We start from the raw sequence: 15310 nt of genomic DNA, 5'->3' as shown, positions 1-15310 counted from the left end.
CTAGCCGTGCGGGTGGGCGTCGTACGTCCCTGTTCCGGGCACGCGGGTGTCGGCGGCGCGCGGGAAGGACTCGTCGAGAGCGGAGGTCAGCAGTGCGGCGACATCCTCGCGGCCGAGGTCGGCGGCGCGGGCGGCGGCCATCCAGGCCCGCAGGCCCTCGTGCAGCGGGGAGTCGGCGGCGGAGCCGGGCTGGGCGAGCGACTTGCGGACGAACGTCCCCACGCCCTGGCGGGCCTCGACCAGCCCCTGGCGCTCCAGTTCGCGGTACGCCTTGAGCACGGTGTTCGGGTTGATCGCGGTGGCGGCCACCACCTCGGCCGCCGAGGGGAGCTTGTCGCCAGGCGCCAACTGGCCGAGCCGCAGGGCCTGTTCGGTCTGCCGCACGATCTGCTGGTAGGCGGCGACGCCGCTTCGCCGTTCGATACGGTAGGTGACCACGGGCGCACTATATCACTAGTGGACCGGTGGACCTAGACCCGCGTCGCACTCGGCACTCCACTCCTTCCGACCGCCCACCCTCGGCGCCATGCGGCGCCGCGCGGACCGCCACATGACGCTCCCGAGGGTCGCCACACCCTGCTGAGCTGCGGCGTTCAGCCCTCGTTTGACATCCCGCCGAAATCCCGCGCATCATCCAGTCCACTAGTTAACTAGTGGACCGATGCGTTGGGTCGACGTCCCGAGCGTGGTGACTGTGCGTCAGTGGATGACGGATGTCCGCGCGGGGCCGGGCCCGGTCCAGGGTCCAGGTCCGGGAGAGGGGCGAAGGTATGGCGACCGTGGCGAACGGCAGGGTGGCACGGGGCAGGCCGGTGGCGGTGCTCGCCGTGACGGCCGGCACGGTCGCGCCACCCGGCCCGCGTCCTGCGCCCGCGCGGCCCTCCCGCCGTACCGGTCCCGGCACCGGCTCGCGCTCCGACCCGCGCGCGAGCCGGCCGCGGCTCCACCACCCGGTCACCCAGGCCGCGATCCTGCTCGCGCTCTCCCTCGCGGTGCGCGCGCCCTCCTTCCGGCGCCCGTTCTGGAGCCCGGACGAGGGCTATCTCGGCACCGAAGCGGTCGCCCTGCACCACGGCGGGCGGATGTACGCCGACGTGGTGGACCGCAAACCGCCCCTGGTGCCCTGGCTGTACGAAGCGTGCTTCGCCCTGACCGGGCCCGGCACGCTGTGGCTGGTGCGGGTGTGCGCGGTATTGGCCCTTACGGTCACCGCGGTGTTCGTCGCGCGGCTGGCAGCGGTCGCGTGGGGCCGGTCGGCGGCGCTGCCGGCCGGCGTGCTGACCGTCGCCCTGTCGGCGGCGCTGCCGCCGCCCGACGCGATGGCGGCGACCTTCGAGATCTTCATGCTCCCGGCGACCGCGGCCGCGATGTACTACGGCGCGCGGCACCGCTTCCTCGCCGCCGGCCTCGCCCTGGCCGTCGCCACCCTCACCAAGCAGGTCGGCCTCGCCCCGCTCCTGCCGCTGGCCGTGATGGTGCTCGCCTCACCGCGGCGGCGCCGGCTGCGGCACGGCGCGGCCCTGGCGGCGGGCCTGCTGCTGCCGATCGCCGGCTGCGCGCTCCTGCTGGGCGTACACCCCTTCGTGTTCTGGATCTTCCTCTCCTCCGGGTCCTACGCCGACTCGCCGCAGAGCGTGGCCGCGATGTGCGGGCACGCGGCCGGCATCCTGCTGCGGCTCGCCGTCGTCCTCGCCGGCTGCGCGCCCCTCCTGCCCCGCCTGCTGCCCCGCTTCCGCGTCCGCCGCCAACTCAGCTCGTTCGACGGCGCGTTGCTGCTGTGGCTGCTCGCCTCCGCGGCCGGCGTCAGCGCGGGATTCCGTTTCTACGGCCACTACTTCCTGCAACTGGTGCCCCCGCTCGCGCTGCTGGCGGTGCGTGCGGTGAGCGCGGCGCCCCGCCACCCGCGGTCAGCGCCCTTCCAACGGGGCGGCGTGGCGGCCTGGTTCGGCCGGTCCCGCGCCACCGCCTTCGCGGTCGCGTGCGCGGTGGCGGTCTGCGCGGCCTTCACCGCCGGCGCGTTGCGGGCTCAGCCGCCGGAGCTGGGCAAGTCGCTCGCGGTGGCCTCGGCGGTGGACGGCTACAGCAAGCCCGGGCAGCGCGTCTTCCTGTGGGGCATGCACCCGGAGGTGTACTGGCTCGCCGGCCGGCCCGCGGGCAGCCGCTACCTCACCGCCGGGCTGCTCACCAACTTCAGCGGCGGCGCGGACGTCCACCGCGTGGGCGCCCGCTACGCCGTCCCGGGCGCATGGGCCGGCCTCCGCCGCGAACTGGCCGCCGCTCCCCCGTGCTTGGTGGTCGACGACTCCGCCGGCACCCCGTACCCGCTGGCGGACTACCCGCCGCTCGCGCGTCTGGTGGACCGCGACTACGTGCCGGTCGCCGTCGTCCAGGGAGCGCGGATCTACCGCCGGGCGGGTTGCTGACCGCGGCGCCGCAGGCCGAACGCCGGGGCGCCGTACTCCGGGGCGCCGTACTCCGGGGGCCGTACGCCGGGGGCATGGACGCGGCCCCGGAGGCCCTCGCCTACGTGGGCGGGGGCGTCCGGGGCCGCGCTCGGTGCGGGTGGTGCGGTCATGCGGTTGGTGCGGGTCATGCAGCTCGTCCGGGTCGTTCACCCGGCGCGAGTGGTGCGGTCCGCAGGTGCGGATCTACGGGAAACTCACGACGTTGCTGGGCGTCGTGTTGGAGGCGGTGACCGCTCCGGTGTCGTTGATGACGTGGCTGATGGTGCCCACGCCGCCCAGCGAGACGGTCAGCGCGTCGTGGAACTTCACGCCCGGGGTGTTGGGGACCTCGAAGGCGTGGTAGTTGTTCACGGCGGGGTTGACGTTGAAGTAGCAGTAGCTGCCCAGGCCCCACGCCTCGTGGGAGGTGACGTTGTCCGCCACCTTGTAGGCCGCGTAGCCGTTGACGCCCGACGAACTCATCCAGGACGCCTGGTCCGGCGGGTCGTAGGGGTTCTCGTTCTGGAAGAAGATGGTCTTGCCGCCCTGGCCGTTCCACACCACCTCGTACTTCTGGTAGTGCTCCACGAACAGGCCGTCGGCGAGCACGTTGTTGCCGTTGACGGTCAGCCCGTTGTCCGCGGTGTTGGTGTTCCAGCCGACGGTGCCCGCGTTGCCGTGGTCGGCGCGCCAGGCCCAGATGTGGTCGATGATGGTGTTGTTGCTGTTGACGACGAGACTGTCGGTCGCCTTGCCGGCGTTCTCACCGCCGATCCGGAAGAAGACGTCCTGGATGGTGGTGGGGTCGGCCGAGTGGTCCGCGGAGGAGCCGGACGGCCCGACGGTGAGCAGCGCCTGCGAGTTGGTGGTGCCCGCGTCGAAGAGCAGCCCCTTGATCCGGACTCCGTCGACGTCGGCGACCTGCATCGCGTTGACGCCGTTGTCCGGGACGAAGGTCGGGTAGCCCACGCCCAGGATGGTGGTGTCCGCGCGCGTCACGTTGAGCGTCTGGTTCAGGTGGTACACACCCGGGGTGACGAACAGGTTGCAGCCCTCGGCGAGCGCGTTGTTGATGGTGGCCGCGGTGTCGCCGGCCTTCACCACGTAGAACTGGCTCATCGGCAGCGAGGTGCCGGGCGTGCTGCCGTTCGCCCAGCTCGCGCCGGAGGAGTTCGTCTCCAGGCTCGGCTCGAACACCCGGTAGTTGCCCGAGCCGTCGACGTACAGGTACGGCACGTCGCGCGAGACCGGGGTGGTGGCGAGGGTGGTCTCCGGGGGGTTGGGGAAGGTGTTGCCCGGAGCTCCGCTGACGCCGGAGAAGACCATGTTCCACACGCCGCCGTCCCAGCTTCCGAGGTTGCTGTTGCGGGTGTACCACTGCTGCTGCGACACCGACGACGCCTGGCCGCTGACCTTGGTGTCGGCGATGAAGCCACCGCTGGCGTAGCCGTAACTGGCCGGGTAGAGCGCCAGGTTGCCGTGCACGTCGATCCGGCGGAACGGCGCGGCCTGGGCGACCGCCCAACGGTCGGTGCCGCTGGAGGGGTTGATCGCCAGGTTCTCCGCGCTGCGCCAGAAGTTCTGCGTGGCGTTGCCGGCGTCGGAGGCGTTGAAGGCGTCCACGGTGACGTCGCCGTTGATGGTGACGTCGTCCGGGTTCTGGCCGAGTCCGGCCACGGACGTGTAGAAGCCGACGTTGTCCTCGACGCTGTAGCTGCCGGGTTTGAACAGGTCGGCCACCCGGTTCTCGCTGAACTGGGCGGTCTGGGTGTCCTTCATCTGGTTGAACTGGGTGTCGAGTTGGGACTGGATCGCGGCGTCGCCCATCGACGGGTCGAAGACGTGCACGTTCGGCCCGAAGTCGGGGGTGTCGGACTGCGCCGGGCAGTCCGCCGCGTCGGCCGCGGGTCGGGCGGCCGTGTCGACGTGGCCGGCGGACTCCGCCGCCGAGGCGGCGCCGGCCGTTCCGGTCAAGCCCGTCAGTGCGGCGAGCAGCAAGGTGGCGGCACCGAGTACGGCGTAGCCGCGCCGGCGGGGGGTCCTGTGACGCCACCGGGCCGCGGTGCGGGCCTTGATGGATGGTCTGCGCATGGGGGGTCCTTTCACCCGGGTTCATGAAGTGAACGCTCGGGTCAGCGCGGATAGTGGGGGTTGATCGCGCTTGTATCCGTTATTTCATAGCCTCAATTCGCGACCGATCCTTCGATTTCTCATGCAGAGAACGCTCTCAATCTACGGATCGGGGGTCTAGCGGCTCGTTAGGCAGTCTCAGCCGACCCCGGCCCAGCGTCAAGGAGTTGGCGCCCGGCCCGCACACAGTGGTCACACCACACACACCGAACCCACACGGCGCACCCGCCGCGACGCGGGAGCCGAGAATCTGACCAGCCGTCACACATGAGGCTGCCGACCGGCCTTGGGGCCGATCGGCAGCCTCTCGGGAACACCGGCACGCGCACGCGCCGGCGCCCAGCGGTTCACCGCGTCAACGCGCCGCCGGATCAGCGGCGTCACCGCGTCAGCGGATCACCGGATCACCGCCTCAGCGGCGTCACCGCGTCAGCGGGTCAGTTGTCGTCCGGGCAGAGGTGCAGCGCCAGGACGTTGTCGCCGGTGACCGAGACGTGCACCCGGCCGATGGTGCCGGTGTCACCGCTGTTGGCGAGGCGGAAGTCGGTGCCCGCGTTCTCGCCGTTGTGGAAGGCCGCGTCGTCCACCGCGAACGTGGCGGTCTTCCAGGTGTCGGTGCCGGTCTTGGCCACCGGCGCCGTCGACTTGTACGCGTTTCCGGTCGCGTCGTACTGCAGGCTCCAGCTCCCGGTGCCGTGGTCGTAGTAGTCGATGGTCACCGTGGCGTGGTAACTGCCGCCCGGCACCGTGGTGTTGTCCACGTCGAAGTACTCGAACGGGGAACCGTCGGTGGTGGAGCGGCCGGAGCGGCCGCCGACCGTGACCGGCGTGGTGTGGCCGTCGCCGTTGTCGCGCAGCCGCAGCCCGCACTCGGTGTCGGTGGCGCCGAGGGTGTCGCAGGAGGTCGCGGCACCGTCGGCGGCCGGCACGGTGATCACGGACGCGCCGCCGGGCAGGGACTGACCGCTCGCGGTGGTGAAGGAGACCTTCACCGGGTGGTAGCCGGACGGGGTGCCGTCGGCGACCGCGATGGAGACCGGCACCGTCGCGCTCGCGGCGCGGGTCAGGTCGAGCGTGCCCGACGACGGGGTGACGCTCACCCCGGCCACGTCGGAGGCGGCGCTCCAGTGCACCTTGCCGGCGTGGCCGGCCAGTTCGGAGACGCCGACCGTGCCCGGCAGCGAGGTGCCGCCCGGGGCGACCTGCGTCCCGGTCGGGGTCAGGTAGCCGACCGCCGGGACCTCGTAGTCCCGGTACGACGGCGGGGCCGCCTGCGCGCCCGTGGCCCAGTGGGTGTCGGGCCGGGTGGACAGGCTCACGTCGAGCGCGCCGCCGCGGGTGGCGAACGACGCGGGCAGCGCGGTGGCGGCGAAGGTACGGCCGTCCAGCCGCATCCCGGTGACGTAGGGGGCGTTGTCGGCGGCCTTCGGCGCGTCGATGGTGATCTTGTGACCGGTGCCGAGGCTGATCACGGCCCGCTTGACCAGCGGGCTGTTCAGCGCCAGCGTCGGGGTGCCGGGGGTGGCGGGCATCATGCCGAGCGCCGCCCACACGTACTCCGAGGACAGCGCGCCGTTGTCGTCGTTGCCGGGCAGCCCGTCGGGCGCGGTGGTGAACAGCTCGGTCTCGAACCGCCGGGCCACCTCCTGCGTCTTCCACGGCTGGCCGACGTAGTCGTACATCCACGGCGCGGTGGTGTCGATCTCGTTGCCCGCCCAGTCGTACGGCGCGTTGCCGCCCGCGTTGAGCTGGGAGAAGAAGTCGTCCAGGCGCGGGATCACCTTGTCCTTGCCGCCCATCGCGGCGACCAGTCCGGCGATGTCCTGCTGCACCGACCAGTTGTACTGCGCCGCGTTGCCCTCGTCGTAGCCGTCCTGCCCGAACGCGCCGGCCGGCGGGGTCTGGAAGCCGGGGCCGGCCGGGAAGGAGCCGTTGTCGTCACGCGGGCGCAGGTAGCCGGTGGCGGGGTCGTAGATGTTCTGCCAGTTGTTGCGGCGCTTGGCGTACTCCGCCTGGGTCCGGTGATCGCCGACGGAGGCGGCGAGTTGGGAGATCGCGAAGTCGTCGGTGGCCCACTCCAGGGTCTCCGAGGCGCCCTGCAGGCCGTGATCGCCTTGCGAGGTGGCGTCGTTGGGCGCGTAGCCGAGCTTGACGTAGTCCTCGATGCCGGGCCGTTCCACCCAGCCCCAGCCGACCTTCTGCGAGGTCGTCGCCGCCTTCTTCATGATCGGCAGGGCGTCCTTGACGTCGACGCCCTTCGCACCGAAGGCGACGTACTGGGCGAACAGCGGCACGCCGTTGTCGCCGTTCATCACGTTGCCGGTCATGTTCTGCGACGGCCACTTCGGCCACCAGCCGCCCTGCTGCTGGGCGTCGCGCAGCAGCGAGTTGGCCATGTCGCCGGCCTTGTCCGGGTAGAGCATCGTCTGCAGCGGGGCCAGCGAGCGGTAGATGTCCCAGTCGGAGAACGTCGCGTACTGGGTGTGGCCCTTCGGCACGGTGTGGATCGCGTCGTCGAAGCCGATGTAGCGGCCGTCGACGTCGTTGAAGACGCTCGGCGACTGGAACGAGCGGTACAACGACGTGTAGAACGTGGTCAGTTCGTCCTTGCTCGCCCCTCCCACATCCACCTTGCGCATCAGGTTCCGCCAGGCCGCGCGGGTGTCGGCCTGCACGTGCGCCACGTTCCACCCCGGGATCTCCGCGGCCGAGTTCTTGGCCGCGCCCGCCGTGCTGACGTAGGACATGCCGACCTTCGCCGTCACGCTGCGGCTCGCGGAGGTGTCGAACGTCAGGTACGCGCCCGAGCCCGAGCCCGACGCACTCGACGCGCCGGGCGTGACGCTGCTGCCCTGCCAGGTGCCGTGTGCGGTGAACGGCCGGTCGAAGGTGATGTCGAAGTACATCGTGTACTTGCTGTTGTTGCACAGGCCGTGTGGCGTGGTCGTGCCCGACAGCTCGTGGTCGTTCACCACCTGCACGTCCGCGGACAGGTCACCGCCCAGGCTGGTACCGGACTTGACCAGCACCTGCGCCTGACTGCCCGCCGGATAGTCGAACTTGGCGATGCCGGTGCGGGTGGTCGCGCCGAGGTTCACCTGCACGCCGGAGTCGGCGAGCTTCACCGCGTACGAGCCGGGCACGGCCTGCTCCTCGTCGTGCGAGAAGTGCTCGGTGCGCCCGGCCGGGTCCGCGCCGACCGCGCCGGTCACCGGCAGGATCGGGATGTCGCCGAAGGACGAGCAGCCGCCCGAGAAGTGGTCGAGGCTGAAGCCCCGGATCGCCTTGTCGTCGTAGTTGTACCCGGTGCCGCCGGAGGTGGTGTCCGGGCTGAACTGCATCATGCCGAACGGGGCGGTCACACCCGGGAAGGTGTTCTCCCAGTCGGCCCCCTTCTGCGTGCCGATCAACGGATCGACGTATGAGGTCGGGTCGGACACCAGCGCGGTGTGCGAGCCCGCGCCGCCGAACCCGCCGGGGGACGCGGCCGCCGCGAGCGCCTGCGGCGCCGCCGCCACGCACGCCGTCAGCGCCAGCGCCAGGACCCCGAATCTGGTCCGTCTTCTGCTTCGTCGATACACAGTGAACCTTCCCCTGCCGTAAAATAACTCGCTTGACATCGTTGTCATCTGCGCCGTCGGCAGTCTGGTCCGGCAGTGATCGGGCGTCAAGGAGTTGAACGCGGGGGGTTGGCGGGGGTGCCGCTGCGCGGGGTGTGCGGAGGGGCGGGGCGTGGGGCGTATGGCGGGGCAGGCGTGGGGGGTTGGTGTACGGGAGCGGCCGGGCGAAGGGTGGGACCGTACGACCGGGCGGACCGGCGCCGACACGAGGAGTGGACCGTACGACCGGGCGCGGTGGAGCCGAGACGAGGAGTCGGACCGTACGACCGGGCGGGCCGCAGCCGAGACGGGAGCATGGCCTCGCGGGACCGGACCGGGAGGGTGATCACCTGCGGCGGCGCGGAGAACGGCCGGCCCATGGACGACGGACGGCCGAAATCGCGGCGGGCGCAGGGCAGTTGCGCGGCCCGGACGACGACGGGGCGGACCGCGGCGCCACTCGCAGCCGCTCGCGATCCGGACCGTCAGGAGATCCGGGCCTCGATGTGGGCGAGTTGGGCGGCGAGGATCTCTTCGAACGCGGCGCGGCGGTCCACGCCCAGGGGGCGGACGTCGCGGGCGAAGTGGGCCAGAGCGGGGAAGCGCTCGGGGGCCGCGCCGAGCACCGCGACGCGGAAGAGTTCCATGCCCTGTTCGTACTCCGCGGGGGTGATGGTACTGATACCGGCCTCGGAGGCGATCAGTGCGGCGAGGAGGATCGCGACGCGGTGGTAGCGCGCCGGGATCTCCTCGTCGGGCAGGCCGGACGCGCGCAGAGCCTGTAGCAGTTCCTCCATGACCAACCGGGACCCGGTGCCGCTGGACGCGTAGCGCCCCCAGATCGCGGCGAGTTGGGGCTGCTCGCCGAAGGCGTCGCGCAGGCGCAGGGCGAGGGTGGTGATGCGCTGCTTCCAGTCGCCCTCGGGGCGGTAGTCGTCCATGGCGGCCAGGAGAATCCGGTCGGCGACCGCGCGCAGCAGTTCGGTCTTGTTGCGGAAGTGCCGGTAGAGGCTGGAGGAGTCGGTTCCGAGCGCTGCGGCGAGCTTGCGCACGCTGAACGACTCGGCGTCGCTGGTACGCAGCACCTCCGCCGCCGTGTCCAGGATCTCCTCGGTCGACCATCGCCGTCGGCCCGTCATCGTGCCCCTCTCGTCCGAGCTGAGCATAACCTATGCACTTGTTGATGCACGCACTGCGTGCATAATGAGGACAACGGTCTGCCCGCCCGATGGCGACGCACGGCCGTACGGGCGGGGCACGGCCCGACGCCGCAGCGCACGGCCCGACGACGCACCGCCCGACCACAACGACGGACCCGGCACCCCGCCGGGAGGGGGAGCAGGAGACATGAGCGAGATCAGCACCGCGAATCGGCCGCCGGAGCCGGACTTCTCGGCGATCACGACCGAGGAACTGATCGCCTACCGCGAGGCGGAGAACCGTTTCCGGGCCTCCGGCGCGGCGCGGGCGTTCACCGGGGAGCCGGACCCCGGCGCCTCGATCGCCTGGCAGGAGGTCGCGCTGCCCGGCCGCGACCTCCCGATCCGGGTCTACCGGCCGGCGTCGACGGGAGACGGGGAGGCCACCGCCCGGGCCGAACTGCCCCTCGTGGTCCACGTGCACGGCGGCAGCTTCGTGGGCACGGCGGTGCAGTGCGACTGGACCAACAGCCACTTCGCCGCGGCGCTGCCCGCGCTGGTCGTCTCGGTCGAGCATCGCCTCATCGCCCCGGACAGTCCGCTCGCGAACGCCGCCGACGACGGCTGGGACGTGCTGCGGCATGTGGTGCGGAACGCCGCGCGGTGGGGCGTCGATCCGGCGCGCGCGGCCGTGTTCGGCGAGAGCTGCGGCGCCCTGATCTGCGCGCTGACCGCGATCCGGGCGCGGGAGGCCGGCATCGACCTCCAGGCGCAGGTGCTGGTCAACCCCGCGGTCGACGTGACCGGGACGATGTACGACTACCCCTCGATCGCCGAGTACGCGTACACCCCGTCCCGCGCGCTGCCCCAACTGCGGCTCTTCCAGCAGCTCGCCGTCCCACCGGGGAGCGACGCCCGCGCGCTCTCACCGCTGTACGCCGACGACCTGAGCGGGCTGGCCCCGGCGCTCGTGGTGGTACCCACCCAGGACGCGGTCGCCGATCAGGGCCGCCGCTACGCCGAGCGCTTGCGCGAGGCAGGGACGCCCGTGCGGCTGTCCGAATACCCGGCAGCGAAGCACGCGTTCCTCACTCTGCCCGGGTTGGAGCCACAGGCCCAGGCCGCCCGGACGGAGATCCTCGCCTTCCTCCGCACGGCCCTGGCGACCTGACGAGCCTTCCCCGCACCCCCACTTCGCGCCGGCGCCACCAGGTCGGCGGTCCGGCGCACCGCCTGGGGCCTGTTCCGGAAATCGGTGACGTGGTCGGTCCGCCGCCCGGGGAAGTGGCGCACTTTCACAACACGCCCGAGGCGGAACCGTCCGCCGCGGTCGGCTGGGCGTGCTGGTAGAGCGTCACCAACGCGCCGAACACGGGCTGGTCCTCCGCGTCTTCCTCGGCCTCGTCGACCAACCGGGAGAGGGTCTCGCCGAGTTCCTTCGCCTTCGCGGGGCTGAGCCGCAGATGACGCAGCGTCAGACAGGTCTCGCCCGGCGAGCGCTCCAGCTCCTGGGCGACCGCGGCCAGCATCGCGGCGGTGCCTGCCGCGCGGGGCTCGGCGACGACCATACGGCGGGCCGTGCGCTGGTAGTACTGCTCGGTGCCGCCGCGGACCTGGCGGGTCTCGGCGACGTGCACCAGCCCGGCGTCACGGAGCACCTTGAGGTGATGGGCCACGTTGCCCTTCTTCGCGCCGAGCCGCACCGCGAGCTGGCTGATGGTGGCGGGACGGTGGCCCAGGGCGAAGAGCAGCCGCTGGCGCAACGGGTGGGCGAGCGCGGCGAACTGCTCGGGCGAGCCGATCTCCTGGACGTCCTCAGGGGGCGGCGGATAGGAAGGCTGGTCACGCATACCGAAAGTGTCTAACGCTCTTGACGCTTTCGCAAGGGCGGTGCTCTACTCCCTGCCATGACGACTCCGACACTGTTCCGGCCTGCCCCTGTCATCGACGAGACCGTCGAGCTCCTGATCGAGCACTACGTCTTCCCCGAAGTGTCCGAGCAGCTCACGGTCCTGCTGCGGCAGCGCCTCGCCGAGGGCGCCTATGACGTCGGCGGCGCCGAGGAGCTTGCTCGGCTGGTCACCGCGGACCTGCAGTCCGTCAACGGCGACCGGCATCTGAGGCTGAAGTACCACGCCGATTCGGTGCCCGCGGGGCAGGGGGCGGCCGCCCTGGCGGCCATGCGCCGGGACTTCGACAGCTCGCTGGGCGGTGCGCCTCGGGTGGAGTCGCTCTCCGAAGGGGTGGCCGTGGTGGAGCTGGCACCGATGCTGTTTCCGCTGGAGTGGGCCGCGGAACCGCTGAGTGCGGCGCTCACCCTGGCGTCCCGCTCCCGGGCGCTGATCGTGGATCTTCGCGCCAACCTGGGGGGCGACCCGAACACCGTCGCCTTCGTCTGCGGCTACCTGTTGGACGAGCGCACCCATCTCAACACCATGTACTGGCGTGACGGCGAACGCTACGAGCAGTCCTGGAGCGCGGCGCACGTTCCCGGTGCGCGCTTCGGCGGCAGCAAGCCGCTGTACGTGCTGACCAGCGACCGCACCTTCTCCGGTGCCGAGGAGCTGACGTACGACCTGCAGCAGCTCGGCCGCGCCGTCGTCGTCGGCGAGCGAACCGGCGGCGGGGCGCACCCGCGGGAGGGGTGGACGGTGCACCCGCACCTGGAAGCCACGATCCCGGTGGGCCGCGCGGTCAATCCCGTCTCCGGCACGAACTGGGAGGGCACCGGTATACAGCCTGACGTCCCCTGCGCCGCTGCCGACGCCCTCGACCGCGCCCACGCGCTGGCCCTCACCCGGCTGACCGGCTGACCGGCGCACCGCAGCTGTGGGTGGCGGAGGGGGGGGCGGCGCGTTTCGGCCGCCCGGCGGACCCGTCGGACACCGGCTTCGGGCACTCCGCCCAGCAGGCCGCCGCCTTCCGCACGCCGGACGGCGACCTCCTGCCGGCGTACCAGGTCGCCGCCCACGCCCGGTGACCGGCGGACGCGGTGCCCCGGTGTGACGGTGACCTGCGGCCGGGAGCGACGTCGGGACCGGGGCGACGTCGGGGTCGGGGCGTCGTCGAGGCCGGGGCGACTTCGGGATCGGGGCGTCGTCGGGGTCGGGTGGTCCAGTTCGGCACCGACGAGAGCGCCCACGCCCATGGCACGCCGACCGGGCCCGCCTCCCGATCCCCTCCGTGGGCCGGCCGCGGGCCCCGCCACTCCCCCGTCGGACGACAGGAAAGTTGCCCGCCCGGTACCCATCATGAAGGTCATGGGTTCGGCGACGTGCGCGCTCTTGCGCGGATCAACGGGAGGTCGCGATGGGGCAGGCGACGGAACCGCTGTTCACCGCTGATGACGCGGGCCGTGTCAGCGCGTGGAGCGAGGCCGCGGAGTTGTTGTTCGGCCGCTCGGCGGACGCCGTGCTGGGGGGCCGCGTGGTGGAGGCGGTCCGCGGCACGGACGCCGCGCTGTGCGCCGTGCCGCGGCCCGACGGCGAGGGCGGCGGCTGGGCGGTGTACCCCTCCGACCCGGCCGAGGCGGACGTGGAGGGCCCGCTGGTGCGCGCGCTCTTCTCGGTGTCGCAGTTGGGCCTGCTCGTCCTCGACCGCGATCTGCGGCTGATCCGGGTCAGCACGGCGGCACGGGCCATGCACGGCAGCGCGCCGGCGGACCTTCTCGGGCGCCGTCTGGAGGACGTCTACCGCCTGGAGAGCCCGGTCGAGGACATGGCTGCCGCCCATGGGGTGCTGGAAACCGGGGAGCCGGTCTTCTCCCGGCTGGTCACGGTCCTGACCGTGCACGGGCTGCGGCAGTACTACTCCGTTTCCGCGTTCCGGCTGTGCCGACCGGGCGGCGAAGTGGTCGGGCTGGCCATGACGCTCCTCGACGTCACCCGCCGCGAGCGGGACCGTGAGCGGGCGATGACCGTCTCCCGGGTCCGTGAACGGGTCGGGCGTTCCCTGGACCTGATGCAGACCTGCCAGGACCTCGCCGACGCGCTGAGCCCGGGTTTCGCCGATCTGGCGGTGGTGTCGGTGACGGAACAGCTGGCCGGCGGCGACTACCCGCCGCTCCAGCCGGTCGATCCCGAGAAGCTGCTGCTGCGGCGCGCGGCCATCCGCACCACCGGGCCTCCCGACCCGGACGAGGGCGTCAGCGCGGTGGAGACCGTGGATCGCGAGTCGTCGTTCACCAAGGCCCTGACGAGGACGCGGCCCCTGCTGCTGCGGTCGGACCGCGACGGCCTCCTGGCGGACGACCCGCACCGGCAGGAGGCGCTGCGGAGGGCCGAGGCGCACAGCGCGATCGTGGCCTCCCTGACCGTCAGGGGAAGGGTGCTGGGGCTGCTGCGCGTATTCCGCTGCGGTGACTCCGCGCGCTACACCACGGCCGACCTGCGGGCAGTGGAGTCCGCCGTCTCCCACGCGGCCCTGTGCCTGGACAACGCGCGCCGCGTCGCCCACGACCGGGCCCTCGCCTCCACGGTCCGCCAGAGGCTGCTCTCCCGCGTCCCCGGTGCGCAACTGGGCATCGACACCGCCTTCGTCGCGCTCTCCCCGACCGCTCACAGCGGCGCGTGGTTCGATGTCATCCCCCTGTCCGGCGCGCGATGCGGGCTGGTCGTCGGAGAGGTGGGCGGCACGGGAATGGCGAGTGTCACCGCCATGGGGCACCTGCGCACCGCCCTGCGCGTGCTGGCCGGACTGGAGCTCCAACCGGACGAACTCCTCGCCCGGCTCAGCGACACCGTCACCCAGCTGGCCCTGGAGCGCACCGCCGCCTCCGCCTCGGACGGCCCGCCTCTGACCGCGGCGTGTGTCTACGTCCTCTACGACCCGATCGCCCGCACCTGCACCGTCGCCTGCGCCGGACAGCCCGCACCACGGCTGATCAGGCCGGACGGTCGGATCGACCGGATCGACGCACCGGTGGGCCCCCGCCTGGGTGCCCCGGACACCGAGCCCTTCGCCATGGCCACCGCACCCCTCGACGACGACTGCACCCTCATTCTGGCCAGCGACGACCTGGACCCGGCTCTCAGCACGGAGATCATCAGCCAGGTGCTGCCGGTCTACGACACGGCACAGGGCCTGGCCGACGGCATCTTCACCAGGCTGGCGGCGCACCCCGTCCACAAGGGCATCGCGCTGCTGGCCCGCGCCCGTCCGCTCCCGGCCCGCCGCACCTCCTCCTGGGCGCTGCCGTCGGAGGACCGTGCCGCGAACCGCGCCCGCCACCTCACCCGGCAGTGGCTCACCGAGTACCACCACCCGCTCGACCCCGACGACCTCGACTCGGCCGAACTCCTGGTCAGCGAACTGGTGACCAACGCCGTGCGCTACGGCACGCCCCCCGTGACGCTCCGCCTCATCCTCGACCGCTCCCTCACCGTCGAAGTCAGCGACTCCGGCGCCACCGCCCCCAACCTGCGCCACGCACGCGTGACCGACGAGGGCGGTCGGGGCCTGTTCATCGTCTCGTGCCTCACCGAGAAGTGGGGCACCCGCCAGTCCTCGGCAGGCAAGACGATCTGGGCCGAACAGCACTGGCCCACCGGCTGACCGGTATCCGTACCGGCAGGAGCCGGGGCGTCAGCTCGGGTCGGGGCGGGGGGTCATCCGGATCACCGCGGTGCCGTGGTCCAGGTCGACCTTCGAGCGCGGCGGCGCGCCGTCGCCCTCCTCGTCCCGGAGCATCAACGAGGACTTCCGCTCGTCGAGTTCGTTCTGCTTGCCGGGTGAGAAGGTGGCGTGCAGCTGCTCGAAGCCGGTCGCCGTGATCTGGCCCTGCCGGCCACCGCGCCAGGGCAGCACCCCGGCCCGGCCGGCGCGCAGCATCAGCTGGTCGACGAACGCCACCGCCGTCAGCAGGATGACCAGCCCCGGCAGCGTCATGAAGACGACGAAATCCATCGGGCCCCTCCCTCGTTTCCGCGTGTCCCCGCACTCTTACCCGACAAGCGTCGAACGCGGAAGCGCCCGGTCACGTTCCCGGTGTGCGGCGGCG

The 15310-nt window shown here is 72.1% G+C and carries 11 protein-coding genes; 5 read left to right on the top strand and 6 right to left on the bottom strand.

Annotated features, from left to right (window positions below):
• Window positions 1–438, bottom strand: a complete 438-nt coding sequence (locus ACIPAE_RS25865; RefSeq protein ID WP_328460936.1) for a GntR family transcriptional regulator — start codon at window positions 436–438, stop codon at window positions 1–3.
• Window positions 439–770: 332 nt separating this feature from the next.
• Between ACIPAE_RS25865 and ACIPAE_RS25860 the strand changes: the two genes are divergently transcribed.
• Window positions 771–2423, top strand: a complete 1653-nt coding sequence (locus tag ACIPAE_RS25860) for an ArnT family glycosyltransferase (protein WP_402448202.1) — start codon at window positions 771–773, stop codon at window positions 2421–2423.
• A 225-nt stretch (window positions 2424–2648) separates the two neighbouring features.
• Here ACIPAE_RS25860 and ACIPAE_RS25855 read toward each other — a convergent pair whose 3' ends face one another.
• The 3 genes from ACIPAE_RS25855 to ACIPAE_RS25845 all read right to left on the bottom strand — a co-directional run bounded on the left by ACIPAE_RS25855 (window position 2649) and on the right by ACIPAE_RS25845 (window position 9312).
• Complete coding sequence (locus tag ACIPAE_RS25855) at window positions 2649–4535, bottom strand: hypothetical protein (RefSeq protein WP_329372125.1); 1887 nt, start codon at window positions 4533–4535, stop codon at window positions 2649–2651.
• Between the two features lie 476 nt (window positions 4536–5011).
• Window positions 5012–8155, bottom strand: a complete 3144-nt coding sequence (locus ACIPAE_RS25850; RefSeq protein WP_402448200.1) for a GH92 family glycosyl hydrolase — start codon at window positions 8153–8155, stop codon at window positions 5012–5014.
• 503 nt (window positions 8156–8658) lie between these two features.
• Window positions 8659–9312 (bottom strand): TetR/AcrR family transcriptional regulator, encoded by a 654-nt coding sequence (locus ACIPAE_RS25845; RefSeq protein ID WP_329372121.1) that lies wholly within the window; start codon window positions 9310–9312, stop codon window positions 8659–8661.
• Window positions 9313–9520: 208 nt separating this feature from the next.
• Here ACIPAE_RS25845 and ACIPAE_RS25840 point away from each other — a divergent pair, with 208 nt between their 5' ends.
• Window positions 9521–10483 (top strand): alpha/beta hydrolase, encoded by a 963-nt coding sequence (locus ACIPAE_RS25840; protein WP_402448196.1) that lies wholly within the window; start codon window positions 9521–9523, stop codon window positions 10481–10483.
• Window positions 10484–10607: 124 nt separating this feature from the next.
• On the opposite strand, the gene ACIPAE_RS25835 is transcribed toward ACIPAE_RS25840, so the two are convergent.
• Window positions 10608–11162: an ArsR/SmtB family transcription factor gene (locus ACIPAE_RS25835; RefSeq protein ID WP_402448195.1), complete on the bottom strand. Its 555-nt coding sequence runs from the start codon at window positions 11160–11162 to the stop codon at window positions 10608–10610.
• Between the two features lie 57 nt (window positions 11163–11219).
• Here ACIPAE_RS25835 and ACIPAE_RS25830 point away from each other — a divergent pair, with 57 nt between their 5' ends.
• The 3 genes from ACIPAE_RS25830 (at window position 11220) to ACIPAE_RS25820 (ending at window position 14865) form a co-directional block, all read left to right on the top strand.
• Window positions 11220–12125 carry a S41 family peptidase gene (locus ACIPAE_RS25830; protein WP_329372115.1) on the top strand — a complete coding sequence of 302 codons (906 nt, stop codon included), beginning with the start codon at window positions 11220–11222 and terminating at the stop codon, window positions 12123–12125.
• 20 nt (window positions 12126–12145) lie between these two features.
• The gene (locus tag ACIPAE_RS25825; protein WP_402448192.1) at window positions 12146–12292 is read left to right on the top strand and encodes a hypothetical protein; all 147 of its coding nucleotides are present in this window, start codon (window positions 12146–12148) and stop codon (window positions 12290–12292) included.
• A 329-nt stretch (window positions 12293–12621) separates the two neighbouring features.
• Window positions 12622–14865, top strand: a complete 2244-nt coding sequence (locus tag ACIPAE_RS25820; RefSeq protein WP_402448191.1) for a SpoIIE family protein phosphatase — start codon at window positions 12622–12624, stop codon at window positions 14863–14865.
• Window positions 14866–14895: 30 nt separating this feature from the next.
• Here ACIPAE_RS25820 and ACIPAE_RS25815 read toward each other — a convergent pair whose 3' ends face one another.
• The gene (locus ACIPAE_RS25815; protein ID WP_328460962.1) at window positions 14896–15216 is read right to left on the bottom strand and encodes a DUF6191 domain-containing protein; all 321 of its coding nucleotides are present in this window, start codon (window positions 15214–15216) and stop codon (window positions 14896–14898) included.
• Between the last annotated feature and the right edge of the window lie 94 nt (window positions 15217–15310).

It is taken from the genome of Streptomyces sp. NPDC087270 (genome assembly GCF_044744625.1).
Classification (GTDB): Bacteria; Actinomycetota; Actinomycetes; order Streptomycetales; family Streptomycetaceae; genus Actinacidiphila.
This window is presented reverse-complemented; position numbering and strand designations above follow the sequence as displayed.